The organism is Enterobacter sp. DC1, from assembly GCF_000568075.1.
Lineage (GTDB): Bacteria > Pseudomonadota > Gammaproteobacteria > Enterobacterales > Enterobacteriaceae > Enterobacter > Enterobacter asburiae.
Genome location: NZ_AZUA01000002.1, coordinates 197969 through 210400, shown reverse-complemented (window position 1 = coordinate 210400; position 12432 = coordinate 197969). Strand labels below are relative to the sequence as shown.

At 54.1% G+C, this 12432-nt stretch carries 13 protein-coding genes, 3 tRNA genes and 1 pseudogene; 9 read left to right on the top strand and 8 right to left on the bottom strand.

Annotated features, from left to right (window positions below; translation table 11 throughout):
* The first annotated feature begins 45 nt into the window (after nt 1–45).
* On the top strand, nt 46–768 hold the full coding sequence (gene sdiA, locus P346_RS14695; protein ID WP_032658638.1) for a transcriptional regulator SdiA: 723 nt from the start codon (nt 46–48) through the stop codon (nt 766–768).
* 66 nt (nt 769–834) lie between these two features.
* On the opposite strand, the gene P346_RS14700 is transcribed toward sdiA, so the two are convergent.
* Entirely contained in the window at nt 835–1059 is a 225-nt protein-coding gene (locus P346_RS14700; protein ID WP_008500345.1) for a DUF2594 family protein, read from the bottom strand.
* Nucleotides 1060–1084: 25 nt separating this feature from the next.
* Nucleotides 1085–1153: pseudogene (locus P346_RS23720) on the bottom strand (hypothetical protein); the annotation flags it as partial.
* 372 nt (nt 1154–1525) lie between these two features.
* Here P346_RS23720 and uvrY point away from each other — a divergent pair.
* The 7 genes from uvrY to P346_RS14735 all read left to right on the top strand — a co-directional run bounded on the left by uvrY (nt 1526) and on the right by P346_RS14735 (nt 6042).
* Nucleotides 1526–2182, top strand: coding sequence for a UvrY/SirA/GacA family response regulator transcription factor (uvrY, locus tag P346_RS14705; RefSeq protein ID WP_013096026.1), 657 nt, complete (start codon nt 1526–1528; stop codon nt 2180–2182).
* Entirely contained in the window at nt 2179–4011 is a 1833-nt protein-coding gene (gene uvrC, locus P346_RS14710) for an excinuclease ABC subunit UvrC (RefSeq protein WP_032658637.1), read from the top strand. The genes uvrY and uvrC overlap by 4 nt, the downstream gene beginning before the upstream one ends.
* Nucleotides 4012–4067: 56 nt before the next feature.
* The gene (pgsA, locus tag P346_RS14715) at nt 4068–4616 is read left to right on the top strand and encodes a CDP-diacylglycerol--glycerol-3-phosphate 3-phosphatidyltransferase (RefSeq protein WP_023336158.1); all 549 of its coding nucleotides are present in this window, start codon (nt 4068–4070) and stop codon (nt 4614–4616) included.
* 152 nt (nt 4617–4768) lie between these two features.
* Nucleotides 4769–4844 (top strand) — tRNA-Gly (locus P346_RS14720).
* Between the two features lie 46 nt (nt 4845–4890).
* A tRNA-Cys gene (locus tag P346_RS14725) sits at nt 4891–4964 on the top strand.
* An 11-nt stretch (nt 4965–4975) separates the two neighbouring features.
* Nucleotides 4976–5062: transfer RNA gene (locus P346_RS14730), tRNA-Leu, on the top strand.
* 302 nt (nt 5063–5364) lie between these two features.
* Nucleotides 5365–6042 (top strand): DUF2076 domain-containing protein, encoded by a 678-nt coding sequence (locus P346_RS14735; RefSeq protein ID WP_032658634.1) that lies wholly within the window; start codon nt 5365–5367, stop codon nt 6040–6042.
* Nucleotides 6043–6161: 119 nt separating this feature from the next.
* Here the strand turns inward: P346_RS14735 and P346_RS23655 are convergent, their stop codons facing one another.
* The 6 genes from P346_RS23655 to P346_RS14760 all read right to left on the bottom strand — a co-directional run bounded on the left by P346_RS23655 (nt 6162) and on the right by P346_RS14760 (nt 11328).
* The gene (locus tag P346_RS23655) at nt 6162–6293 is read right to left on the bottom strand and encodes a hypothetical protein (protein WP_265095076.1); all 132 of its coding nucleotides are present in this window, start codon (nt 6291–6293) and stop codon (nt 6162–6164) included.
* 28 nt (nt 6294–6321) lie between these two features.
* Nucleotides 6322–7038, bottom strand: a complete 717-nt coding sequence (locus P346_RS14740) for an ABC transporter ATP-binding protein (protein WP_023336152.1) — start codon at nt 7036–7038, stop codon at nt 6322–6324.
* The gene (locus P346_RS14745) at nt 7035–7910 is read right to left on the bottom strand and encodes an ABC transporter ATP-binding protein (RefSeq protein WP_032658632.1); all 876 of its coding nucleotides are present in this window, start codon (nt 7908–7910) and stop codon (nt 7035–7037) included. The genes P346_RS14740 and P346_RS14745 overlap by 4 nt, the downstream gene beginning before the upstream one ends.
* Nucleotides 7907–9181 carry a high-affinity branched-chain amino acid ABC transporter permease LivM gene (livM, locus tag P346_RS14750; RefSeq protein ID WP_032658630.1) on the bottom strand — a complete coding sequence of 425 codons (1275 nt, stop codon included), beginning with the start codon at nt 9179–9181 and terminating at the stop codon, nt 7907–7909. Before livM ends, P346_RS14745 begins: the two co-directional genes overlap by 4 nt.
* An 11-nt stretch (nt 9182–9192) precedes the next feature.
* Complete coding sequence (locus P346_RS14755; RefSeq protein WP_023312278.1) at nt 9193–10107, bottom strand: ABC transporter permease subunit; 915 nt, start codon at nt 10105–10107, stop codon at nt 9193–9195.
* Between the two features lie 99 nt (nt 10108–10206).
* On the bottom strand, nt 10207–11328 hold the full coding sequence (locus P346_RS14760; protein WP_023312277.1) for a branched-chain amino acid ABC transporter substrate-binding protein: 1122 nt from the start codon (nt 11326–11328) through the stop codon (nt 10207–10209).
* A 425-nt stretch (nt 11329–11753) separates the two neighbouring features.
* Between P346_RS14760 and P346_RS14765 the strand changes: the two genes are divergently transcribed.
* Entirely contained in the window at nt 11754–12422 is a 669-nt protein-coding gene (locus P346_RS14765) for a YecA/YgfB family protein (RefSeq protein ID WP_032658627.1), read from the top strand.
* The last annotated feature ends 10 nt before the right edge of the window (nt 12423–12432 follow it).

Below are 12432 nucleotides of genomic sequence, written 5' to 3'. Positions count from 1 at the left end.
TCACCATAATAATGATTATCTTTTCAGAGGCTTCATTTAGTAAGTATGAAGGATTCAGACTTTTTCACCTGGCGACGGGATTGCTCCCTCCGGTTTCAGGAATTGACGAGTGCCGATGAGGTATATCGGGAGTTAGAGCAGCAAACTCAGGCGCTGGAATTCGATTATTACGCGCTCTGCGTGCGACATCCTGTGCCCTTTACGCGCCCTAAAATCTCTTTGCAGACCACTTATCCAAAGCCGTGGATGGCGCAATATCAATCCGCGAACTATTTCGCTATCGATCCGGTTTTAAAAGCGGAAAATTTCATCCAGGGTCATTTACCCTGGACAGACGCATTATTTGCCGAGGCGCAGGAATTATGGCATAGCGCCCAGGACCACGGTTTACGTGCGGGAATAACGCAGTGCCTGATGCTGCCTAATCATGCGCTCGGCTTCCTGTCTGTTTCCCGTACTAGTGTACTGGAAGGGCCTTTTGCCAGTGAGGAAATAGAACTGCGGCTGCAAATGCTGGTGCAAATGGCCTTAACGTCTCTGATGCGTTTTGAAGATGGGATGGTTATGCCACCCGAAATGAAATTCAGCAAACGCGAGCGCGAAATTCTGAAATGGACTGCGGAAGGGAAGACGTCAGCGGAAATAGCGATCATTCTCTCTATCTCTGAGAATACCGTTAATTTCCATCAGAAAAATATGCAGAAGAAATTCAACGCGCCTAACAAAACCCAGATTGCGTGTTACGCGGCGGCAACGGGACTGATCTGACAGGATAATACGTTCTGCGTGACAGACGAACAAACGGCTGAATGCACTGCATCCAGCCGTTTTTTGTTACTGGCGGTAGGCCTGTTTGATTTGCTTAACGGTGTTAGCAAATACCGCAGATTCAGCCTGGTCTTCCATCTCCGCGATTTGTTTTTCCATTTTAATGATCACACGACCGGCATCCGCCTGGCCCATCGCCTGCAGCATCAGCGTCAGCAGTGCTTTCAGGCAGTTTACTTCCTGTGCCAGTTCCTGGTTATTCTCCGCAGTGGCAAATTCAGGTGTGCTCATTTATTTTCCTCATTATTAAACGGCGCTAAAGCGCGACGACGAAAGTCAAGGCGGCGGAGTATACCACAAGCTGAAGCAAAAAATGCAGCGGTTGTTTTTCGTACTTTTACGTGGATGTTTAATTGCGTAAACAGAACGTACCGGTAAACTGAACCGTCTTGAAAGGCTATTAATTGTTTGTTCCCGGTTCGCTTGTCGTTAATTATTGTTACAAAAATTTGAGATCTGTTTTTTTGCAGGAAAAGCCTGCAAGTTTTTTGTAACTTTTTGAATACAGATGCTTAAAAAAAGCTGCAAAAGCCCTGAATGCATGGTCTCTCTTTCCACGGACTGTACAGCCTAATTTCCAAAAACGAGAGCAAAATCGAATAGCCGGTTTTTTAACGTTTTAATCTTGCGAGGAAAACCGTTAATATAAACCAAATTATCACTCAGTAGCGTTATCCCTATTCTGGAGACATTTCCTTTGATCAACGTCCTTCTTGTTGATGACCACGAACTGGTGCGCGCAGGGATACGACGCATTCTTGAAGATATTAAAGGTATTAAAGTTGCCGGTGAGGCGTGCTGCGGCGAAGATGCGGTAAAATGGTGCCGCACAAATTCGGCCGATGTGGTACTGATGGATATGAATATGCCCGGTATCGGCGGTCTTGAAGCAACACGCAAAATCGCGCGTACCTTTGTTGATACCAAAGTCATCATGCTGACCGTGCATACCGAAAATCCACTGCCCGCGAAAGTGATGCAGGCGGGCGCTGCGGGCTACCTGAGTAAAGGTGCTGCGCCGCAGGAAGTCGTCAATGCAATCCGTTCCGTGTTTGCCGGACAGCGCTACATTGCTTCCGACATTGCTCAGCAGATGGCGCTGAGTCAGATCGAGCCCGAAAAAACCGAATCACCGTTTGCCAGTTTGTCCGAGCGTGAATTGCAGATTATGCTGATGATCACCAAAGGTCAGAAGGTGAATGAGATCTCGGAACAGCTGAATCTCAGCCCGAAAACGGTGAACAGCTATCGTTACCGGATGTTCAGTAAACTGAACATTCACGGCGACGTTGAACTGACGCACCTGGCCATCCGGCACGGTTTGTGTAATGCGGAGACGTTGTTAAGTCAGTGAGTGATGTGTTCGATTCAAAAGCATTTCTTAAAACCGTAACCAGCCAGCCTGGCGTCTATCGGATGTATGACGCTGGCGGTACGGTTATCTACGTGGGGAAGGCAAAAGATCTTAAAAAACGCCTCTCCAGCTATTTTCGCAGCAACCTGGCCTCCCGAAAGACCGAAGCGCTGGTCTCACTCATTCAGAATATTGATGTCACCGTCACGCACACCGAGACAGAAGCGCTGCTGCTTGAGCACAACTATATAAAGCTCTACCAGCCGCGCTATAACGTTCTGCTGCGTGATGATAAATCCTACCCGTTTATTTTTCTGAGCGGCGACACCCATCCGCGCCTCGCCATGCACCGCGGTGCAAAACACGCTAAGGGCGAATACTTCGGGCCGTTCCCTAACGGCTATGCCGTGCGAGAAACGCTGGCGCTGCTGCAAAAAATCTTCCCGATCCGCCAGTGTGAAAACAGCGTTTACCGTAACCGCTCGCGCCCGTGCCTGCAGTACCAGATTGGACGCTGCCTGGGGCCCTGCGTGGAAGGGCTGGTAAGTGAAGAAGAGTATGCCCAGCAGGTGGATTATGTGCGCCTGTTCTTAGCCGGAAAAGACGATCAGGTCTTAACGCAGCTGATCGCGCGGATGGAAAAAGCCAGCGCCGCACTCGAGTTCGAAGAGGCCGCGCGGATCCGCGACCAAATCCAGGCGGTGCGCAGAGTCACTGAGAAACAGTTTGTCTCGAATACCGGAGACGATCTTGACGTCATCGGCGTAGCCTTTGACGCCGGAATGGCCTGCGTGCACGTGCTGTTTATTCGCCAGGGCAAAGTGCTCGGCAGCCGCAGCTATTTCCCGAAAGTGCCCGGCGGAACTGAACTGGGTGAAGTGGTCGAAACCTTTGTCGGCCAGTTCTATCTGCAGGGAAGCCAGATGCGCACGCTGCCTTCTGAGATCCTGCTCGATTTTAATCTTGACGATAAAACCCTGCTGGCCGATTCGCTCTCTGAACTGGCGGGCCGTCGGGTGAATGTACAAACCAAACCGCGCGGCGATCGTGCGCGTTATCTGAAGCTGGCGCGAACCAACGCGGCGACGGCACTCACCACGAAGCTGTCGCAGCAGTCGACGGTGAACCAGCGTTTAACGGCCCTGGCGACGCTGCTGAAGCTTCCGGAAGTGAAACGGATGGAGTGTTTCGACATCAGTCACACGATGGGGGAACAGACGGTGGCGTCGTGCGTGGTATTTGATGCGAATGGCCCACTGCGCGCCGAGTATCGTCGCTACAACATCACCGGGATCACGCCGGGCGATGACTATGCGGCCATGAATCAGGTGCTGCGTCGTCGCTATGGTAAAGCCATAGAGGAGAGCAAAATCCCGGATGTGATCCTGATTGACGGTGGGAAAGGGCAGCTCGGCCAGGCGAAAGCGGTATTTGAATCGCTTGATGTCAGCTGGGATAAAAACCATCCGCTGCTGCTGGGCGTCGCAAAAGGGGCCGATCGTAAGGCCGGTCTGGAGACATTGTTCTTCGAGCCGGAAGGCGAGGGCTTCAGCCTGCCGCCGGACTCTCCGGCGCTGCACGTCATCCAGCATATTCGCGATGAATCGCACGATCACGCCATCAGCGGTCACCGCAAAAAGCGGGCGAAGGTGAAAAACACCAGTAGCCTGGAAACGATCGAAGGCGTGGGACCAAAACGTCGCCAGATGCTGCTGAAATATATGGGCGGATTGCAAGGATTACTCAACGCCAGCATGGAGGAAATTGCAAAAGTGCCGGGTATTTCGCAAGGGCTGGCAGAAAAGATCTACTACTCGTTGAAACATTGAGGGCTCTGTAGCAACATAGAGCTAAATTTTACTGACAACAAATAGTTACCGTCACTATGCAATATAATATCCCTACGTTGCTCACTCTCTTTCGTGTTGTACTCATCCCGTTCTTTGTACTGGCGTTTTACCTGCCGGTCGTCTGGGCACCTTTCGCCTGCGCATTGCTCTTTCTGATCGCGGCGGTCACCGACTGGTTTGATGGCTATCTGGCCCGCCGCTGGAATCAAAGCACCCGTTTCGGTGCCTTCCTCGATCCGGTGGCAGACAAAGTGATGGTCGCTATCGCCATGGTGCTGGTGGCCGAGCACTATCACACCTGGTGGGTAACGCTGCCGGCGGCAACCATGATCGGCCGCGAGATCATTATCTCTGCGCTGCGCGAGTGGATGGCGGAACTGGGGAAACGCAGCAGCGTGGCGGTCTCGTGGATTGGTAAAGTCAAAACGACGGCGCAGATGGCAGCGCTGGTCTGGATGCTCTGGCGTCCGAACGCCTGGGTTGAATGGGCGGGAATTGGTCTGCTGTGGGTGGCGGCAGTGCTGACGCTGTGGTCCATGCTGCAATATTTGAACGCTGCGCGCGGGGATTTGCTTGATCAGTGATCGTTTCGCCGTAATTTTCAGCAAACGATCCAGGGATGCAAAAAATAACGTTGACTCATAACGTCATATCAGTAGAATGCAACGCATCGAACGGCGGCACAGCAAGCCGGACGATAATGAAATCAAGTAGTTAGACGTTTACTTGATGACATGCGGGAATAGCTCAGTTGGTAGAGCACGACCTTGCCAAGGTCGGGGTCGCGAGTTCGAGTCTCGTTTCCCGCTCCAGATTAAAGACATGCGCAATAGCGGGTGTCAGTTTGAAAAGTTTTACGGCGCGTTAGCAAAGCGGTTATGTAGCGGATTGCAAATCCGTCTAGTCCGGTTCGACTCCGGAACGCGCCTCCACTTTCTTCCCTGGCCGGATGGTGGAATCGGTAGACACAAGGGATTTAAAATCCCTCGGCGTTCGCGCTGTGTGGGTTCAAGTCCCACTCCGGCTACCATGGGAAACAAAGAATAATCAAAGCAATAAGCAGTGTCGTGAAACCACCGAAAGGTGGTTTTTTTGTGTCTCTAGCTTAGCGCGAAGTGATCGTATCTCATCATCATCCCGATCCTGCTGTACCCGAGAATTCGCTGCCATACCAGAATGTTAAGCCTAACTATCTAATATCAAGCCCAGAAAGCAGGGCGATTTTCAGCTAACCTGCAACCAATCTTAAACAAACATTTCACTCGCCAGACACAGGTTGCCGCCGCTGATAAACTGGTTGGTATCCACCCTGGAGAGCGGAAGGTTATTGTCATGCAATATGAAGAACAGCAGCTTATCAACGGCCTTTTCGAGCGTCTTAAACAGGCCGGACAACAAAACAGCCAACGGGATGCAGATGCAGAGCGTCAGATCGCTGAATTTGTCAGACAGCAGCCTGCGGCCCCCTACTATATGGCGCAGTCGATTTTGATTCAGGAAGCTGCGCTGAAACGCCTGCAGGCCCGGGTTCAGGAGCTTGAAAGCGAATTAGCCGCGCAAAAAAGCAAACCCTCGACGGGCGGCAGCTTCCTCGGCGGCCTGTTTGGTGGCGGGAAAAGTAACCCGCAGCCTGACAACAGCTGGAATGCCCAACCGCAACAGCCACCGGCGCAGGATTACTCTCGGGCGCCAGCGCCGGCTACTCGCGGCGGCGGTTTTATGGCTGGCGCGCTCCAGACAGCCGCTGGCGTGGCTGGTGGCATCGCGCTGGCCGAGATGCTTACCAGCATGTTCCATCAGTCGCGGCCAGAAGAGATCGTGAACATCATCGAAGAACCGACAATGCCCGCCGGTGGTGAACCGTTTGTCGGTAATCAATACGGCGACTTTAATAACGTCTCTGACACTCGTTTCCTCAACCAGAACGATCCGTTCGGCAGTAATAACGTCGCCTGGCAGAACGACGATGTAGATGACGACTACAGCAATGACGACGACAGTTTTATTTAACTACGTTATCGTGAAACCACCGAAATGAAGTGAACCCTGAAAGTTGGGTATCCAACGATTAGGGGTTTTGCGTTTCCGAGTCAAAAAAGACTTCGAGGCTAAGCCTGAAGGCTCATAAATCACATTCTTTTTACTGCTTTTCTTACTAACAAACCTGTAAGAATTGCCGGATGCAATCCAAACAAAGAGGCGATATCGACTAACGCATCCTCCAGCTCTTCTATCCCGTATGTGCCGAAATAATCCATCATTGCATAAGCCCATTCGTCAGGTATCAAATCACACCCCGCCTAAATAAGCCTTCCTCACCTCCTGATTGCCCAGCAGCTCCTCGCCGCTGCCGCTCAACCGGATCTGCCCGTTAACCATCACATACCCGCGGTCGGAAAGTTTCAACGCGTGATGCGCATTCTGCTCCACCAGGAAGATGGTCATGCCGTTACGGGCCAGCTCGCGCAGCGTCTGGAAGATCTGTTTCACCACAATCGGTGCCAGGCCGAGGCTCGGTTCATCCAGCAGCAGCAGCTTCGGACGGCTCATCAGCGCCCGGGCGATCGCCAGCATCTGCTGTTCACCGCCGGACATGGTCATTGCGCGCTGCTTGCGTCGCTCCTTGAGGCGAGGGAACAGGTCGAACATGGTTTGCATATCCTCAGCGGCAAACTGGCTGCCGATGGGGATGGTCCCCATCAGCAGGTTCTCTTCAACGGTCATATCCGGGAAGATTCGTCTGCCTTCCGGCGCCTGCGCAATGCCGCCGGAGGCGACGTAGTGGGTGGATTTATGGCTAATATCTTCACCACCGAAAAGGATCTGCCCGTTGCGGATGCGGGGTTGGCCAAAGATGGACATCAGCAGTGTCGATTTACCCGCGCCGTTTGCGCCAATCAGCGCCACGGTTTCACCCTTGTTGACCTCGAGGGAAACCTGCTTCAGCGCCTGAATGACGCCGTAAAACACGTCCACCTCGCGAAATGCCAGCAGCGGTTCGCTCATAGGGTGACCTCGCTTTCATCCGTACCCAGGTAGGCGGCAATCACCTTTTCATCATGCTGGATTTGCTCGGGTTTTCCTCTGGCAATAACGTCGCCGTGGTCGAGCACGATAATGTCGTCCGAGATCTCCATCACCATCCCCATATCATGCTCAATCAGTAATACCGTGATGTCATGACGATCCCGCAGAAAGCGAATAATGCTGCTCAGCTTATGCGTTTCAACCGGGTTCAGCCCGGCGGCGGGTTCATCCAGACAGATCATTTCCGGCGCTGTGCACATTGCCCGCGCAATTTCCAGACGCCGCTGCTGGCCGTACGACATCTCTCCCGCCAGGCGATTGGCGCAGTCCACCAGATCCACCACTTCCAGCCAGTAGAAGGCTCTGTCCAGGGCGTCGCTTTCCGCCCGCCGGTATGCCGGCGTATTTAAGATCCCGGCGAGCAGATTGCGGTTAACGCGCATATGCTGCGCAACCAGCAGGTTTTCCACGACCGACATCTCGCGAAAAAGACGGATATTTTGAAACGTGCGCGCCAGCCCTGCGCGGTTGACCAGATGCGTTCCGCCGAACATTTTGTAGAACAGACGCTGCCCGAACTGCGCGGGGTTAATCCAGTCACCCGGCTGGAATTTTTGTCCGAGGACCTGAATAACGTTGGTCGTTTTAGTGCGGGTATTAAATAGAATGTTGCCGCCGGAGGCCCTGTAGAAGCCCGTCAGACAGTTAAACACGGTTGTTTTTCCCGCCCCGTTTGGCCCAATCAGGGCGGTAATTGAGCCGCGCTGTACGTCCAGGTTGACGTCGTTTAGCGCCTTAATCCCGCCGAAGTGCATCATCAGATGTTCAACGCGCAATATCGTTCCGTTCATGGTGCGACGCCCTTACGCACGGCAAACCCGCTGCGGTTAATGCGGATCAAACCGCGCGGACGCCAGATCATCATTACCACCATGAGCATGCCAAACAGCAGGACGCGGTATTCGGCAAAACTGCGCAGCAGTTCCGGCGTTACCGTGAGCACAAAGGCGGCCAGCACCACGCCAAGCGTAGAGCCCATACCGCCCAGCACCACAATGGCGAGGATCAGCGCCGATTCAAAAAAGGTAAAGGAGGTGGGATTCACGAACCCCTGATAGGTGGCGAAGAACACCCCGGCAATGCCCGCGGTCGACGCGCCCAGCGTAAAGGCGGAGAGCTTAACCAGAACATGATTCAGCCCCATCGAGCGGCAGGCAATTTCGTCTTCACGCAGCGCCTCCCACGCCCGACCAATCGGCATCCTCGTCAGGCGGTGCTTGATGTAGAGCACCAGCATCACCACCAGGAACAGAACCGCGTAGATAAAAATAAACTTCATGTTCGGGTTGTAGGTCAGGTGGAAAAATTCGTGGAAGGGCACGCCGCCTTCTTTCGCGCGTCGTCCAAATTCCAGACCGAAAAAGGTGGGGGGAGGGGCCGACACGCCGTTTGGTCCGCCGGTGAAGGTCAGCCAGTTGTTCAGTATCAGACGAATGATCTCCCCGAATCCGAGGGTGACGATGGCCAGATAGTCACCGTGCATGCGCAGTACCGGGAAACCGAGCAGGGCGCCTGCGGCGGCGGCCATGATTGCCGCCAGCGGCAGCATGCTCCAGAAGCCTAAGCCGAGATACTGGTATCCCAGCGCCAGACCGTACGCCCCAATCGCGTAGAACGCGACATATCCCAGATCCAGCAGGCCGGCCAGACCCACAACGATATTCAGCCCCAGGCCGAGAAGCACGTAGATCAGCCCGAGAATGGCGACGGTCAGCACATATTTCGTGGCGACAAACGGAAAGCAAATCGCAAGGGTAATCACCAGCGGAATAATCCAGCGCATGCGGCTTTTGTATTCCGGTGGCCGGACATATACGCCCGCGCTATCGGCTTCGAAGCGCGCCTGGAAACGGGCGCCCGCGGCGGTACCTAAAAAGGCGCTCAACAGAAAACGCCCGAGCATGACGACGCCTACCATCCAGGCCAGCCGCTGCCCGGCGAAGTTAAAGCTGTACCCGTCCAGCACCACGCCCGCGATGGGGCCGAAGATTATCAGCGCAATCAGCCCGGAAAAAATCGCGTCCAGAATGCAGCGTTTAAGTGAAAAACCGTGTGATGTCATCATTCTCTACCTCACACTTTGGCCACAATCGGGCGCCCAAGCAGTCCCTGGGGACGGAAAATAAGGATCATGACCAGCAGGCCGAACGAGAAGACGTCTTTATAGTCCGAATTCACCATGCCCGAGAACTGGGCTTCCGCCACGCCAAGGATAAGGCCACCGAGCATGGCGCCGGGGAGGGAGCCGATGCCGCCGAGTACCGCCGCAGTAAAGGCTTTAATGCCGATCACGAACCCGACGTAGAAATCAAAGGTGCCGTAATTCATGGTGATCAACACCCCCGCCAGGCCGGCCATCGCCGCGCCGATGACAAAGACCAGCGAAATAATCCGGTCGGTGTTAATGCCCAGAATGGAGGCCATCTTACGATCCTGCTGTACCGCGCGGCACATCCGGCCCAGCCGGGTATGGTTGATAATCCAGGTGAGCACCAGCATGCCGGCAAACGAGGCAACCAGAATAAACACTTTGGTGTAGGTTATCTGCACGAAGCCGTCACCCAGATGCAGGCGAATCACGCCGTCCAGCATGGTCGGCACTCCTTGCTGACGCGGACCCTGGCTCAACTGCGCGTAGTTTTGCAGAATAAGAGACATCCCGATGGCGGAGATCAGCGGCGCCAGGCGCGTGGAGTTGCGCAGCGGCTTGTAGGCGATACGCTCGATGGTCCAGCCGTACACCCCGGTTACCACAATTGTGAATACCAGCGTCCCGAGGATCAGCAGCGGGAACGACTGCAGACCGAAGAACGAGAGCAGCGCCAGGCCGATGGCGCAGAGATAGGCGGAAATCATATACACTTCGCCGTGGGCGAAATTGATCATCCCAATAATGCCGTACACCATGGTGTAGCCGATGGCGATTAAACCGTAGACGGAGCCCAGCGTTAAGCCATTAATTAACTGTTGCAGGAAGAATGTACTCATCTTAGCGCGCTCGTTTTATAGGCCGCGCGAGCCGCGCAGCCTGATGTTTATTACGCGCCGACGGGCAGGCCCGCCGACGTTGAGCGTGACTCCGTCCCGTTACTGCACTTCCTTATATTTTCCTTTGTCGTCCCACTGGTAAACCACGTAGTCAGACACTTTCAGATCGCCCTTGCTGTCCCAGGCTTTTTTGCCCATCACCGTGTCGACGGAATTGGCTTTCAGCCACTCGCTGGCTTTGGCGGAGTCCTTGCCGCCGGTGGCCTTGAAGGCCGCGGCAATGGCCTGTACGGAGGCATAGGAGTAAAGGGTGTAACCTTCCGGCTCGAATTTACCGGCGCGGAATTTCTCGATAACCGCTTTACCGTCGGGGATAAGACGCGGATCTTTACCGAAGGTCATGTAAATACCGTTGGTGTATTGCGGACCCCCCGCGGCGGTCACCATCTCTTCGTTGACAATACAGTCGCCGGAGAAGAATTTCGCCTGCACGCCCTGTTCGCGCATCTGGCGAACCAGCGGACCGGCTTCCGGGTGACAGCCACCGAAGAACACGACGTCCGGTTTTTGCGCGCCGATCTTCGTCACCAGCGCGTTAAAATCTTTTTCACCGCGGGATAACCCCTCATACATCACATCCTGAACGCCGCGTTTCGCCAGCGCCGCTTTGGTGGCGTCAGCAAGACCCTGACCATAGGTGTCTTTATCGTGAATAATCACCACGCGCTTGGCTTTCAGCTTGTCGATGATGAAGTCGCTGGCAACCTGACCCTGCTGATCGTCGCGTCCGCACATGCGGAACATGTCGCTCATGCCGCGTTCGGTGATCAGCGGGTTAGTTGAGCCGGGGGTAATCGCAATAATGCCCGCGTCGCTATACACCTCGGAGGCGGGCATTGTGGAAGAGGAGCAGAAATGGCCGACCACGGCGTTGACCTTATCCTGGTCAACTAAACGGTTGGCGACGGCCACGGCCTGCTTGGGCTCGCAGGCATCATCCCCCTGAACCAGTTTGATCTTCTCGCCGTTAATGCCGCCTGCGGCATTGATGTCTTCAGCGGCCTGCGTTGCGCCATGCCAGTACTGATCGCCATAGGTGGCATTCGGACCCGTGAACGGCCCGGCCACGCCAATCACAATATCTGCCCGGGCGGAAAACGCCGTCACCAGGCAACCGGCCAACACAAGAGAAAGAGGAGTTCTGATAAATTTCAGCGACATTATTATGTTCCTTAGCAAAGAGGTTTTTGCACCACGGCGTAAACCCGAACGCCCGACGGCGCAGCCAATCCGAAACACGAGCAAGAACAAAATGCACTAAACGAACAAGATACAGACGGCATCCTGCATATTACGGCGAGATTTCCCTGCGCAGAGGCGCGCGAAGAACGTTAAGCAAAAACGTTGCCAGAATGGTTAACCCATTGACGGGCATGCGACATGTTTGAGTATAGAGCGCCGCGTTATGCCGCCTTACGGGAGGAGAAGAAATTACAGCGGAGATCACATATCGTTAACAATAAAGCCCATAAGTTGTGCAAAGGTCACGATTTGCACGTTTTTGCAGCAATAAAGACCTAAACTTCAGCCCGGAGAGGGGGGAGATATGTGTTAGGATCGTTTCCTTTTTTGCAGGAGTATCAGCGATGACTGAAGGCCCATTGAATGAAAGCGAAATGGCGTGGCTTGAAGAGACGTTAATGTCTTACGGTCATGATGACGCGTCCGTGATTGACGTGTCCGAACTGGACGGCATGCTTACCGCAGTGCTTTCCGGTCCTGTTGTCGTTGAGCCAGATGCCTGGCTGGTGGCGGTGTGGGGTGGCGAGAAGTACATTCCGCGCTGGAAAAACGATCGTGAGATGAACCGTTTTATCGATCTCTGCTTTAAGCATATGAACGATATTGCCGAGCGCCTGAGCGAGTACCCGGATCAGTTTGAACCGATGTTCGGTTATAACGACGTTGACGGTGAGAGCTATACCGTGGTGGAAGAGTGGTGCTATGGCTATATGCGCGGCGTGGCGCTGACGGACTGGTCAACCTTGCCGGAAGCCCTGAAGGCCGATCTTGACGTGATTGCCCTGCACGGGACGGAAGAGAACAGTGAAAAGCTGGATGAACTGTCCGAAGAGGAGTATATCGCCAGCATCGAAAGCATCCAGCCTGCGGCGCTGCGTTTATATCAATACTGGGTTAACAACCCGCAGCAGCCTGAAGTGAAGAAGCCGACGGTGAACGGCACGAAGGTCGGGCGTAACGATCCGTGTCCTTGCGGCAGCGGGAAGAAGTTTAAGAGCTGCTGTTTGCACTGATAAAAAAAGG

Excerpts from the sequence above, each read along its gene's own strand:
- sdiA (WP_032658638.1), top strand. The coding sequence starts at position 46 with ATGAAGGATTCAGACTTTTTCACCTGGCGACGGGATTGCTCCCTCCGG.
- P346_RS14700 (WP_008500345.1), bottom strand. The coding sequence starts at position 1,059 with ATGAGCACACCTGAATTTGCCACTGCGGAGAATAACCAGGAACTGGCA.
- pgsA (WP_023336158.1), top strand. The coding sequence starts at position 4,068 with ATGCAATATAATATCCCTACGTTGCTCACTCTCTTTCGTGTTGTACTC.
- P346_RS14735 (WP_032658634.1), top strand. The coding sequence starts at position 5,365 with ATGCAATATGAAGAACAGCAGCTTATCAACGGCCTTTTCGAGCGTCTT.
- P346_RS23655 (WP_265095076.1), bottom strand. The coding sequence starts at position 6,293 with ATGATGGATTATTTCGGCACATACGGGATAGAAGAGCTGGAGGATGCG.
- P346_RS14740 (WP_023336152.1), bottom strand. The coding sequence starts at position 7,038 with ATGAGCGAACCGCTGCTGGCATTTCGCGAGGTGGACGTGTTTTACGGC.
- P346_RS14745 (WP_032658632.1), bottom strand. The coding sequence starts at position 7,910 with ATGAACGGAACGATATTGCGCGTTGAACATCTGATGATGCACTTCGGC.
- livM (WP_032658630.1), bottom strand. The coding sequence starts at position 9,181 with ATGACATCACACGGTTTTTCACTTAAACGCTGCATTCTGGACGCGATT.
- P346_RS14755 (WP_023312278.1), bottom strand. The coding sequence starts at position 10,107 with ATGAGTACATTCTTCCTGCAACAGTTAATTAATGGCTTAACGCTGGGC.
- P346_RS14760 (WP_023312277.1), bottom strand. The coding sequence starts at position 11,328 with ATGTCGCTGAAATTTATCAGAACTCCTCTTTCTCTTGTGTTGGCCGGT.
- P346_RS14765 (WP_032658627.1), top strand. The coding sequence starts at position 11,754 with ATGACTGAAGGCCCATTGAATGAAAGCGAAATGGCGTGGCTTGAAGAG.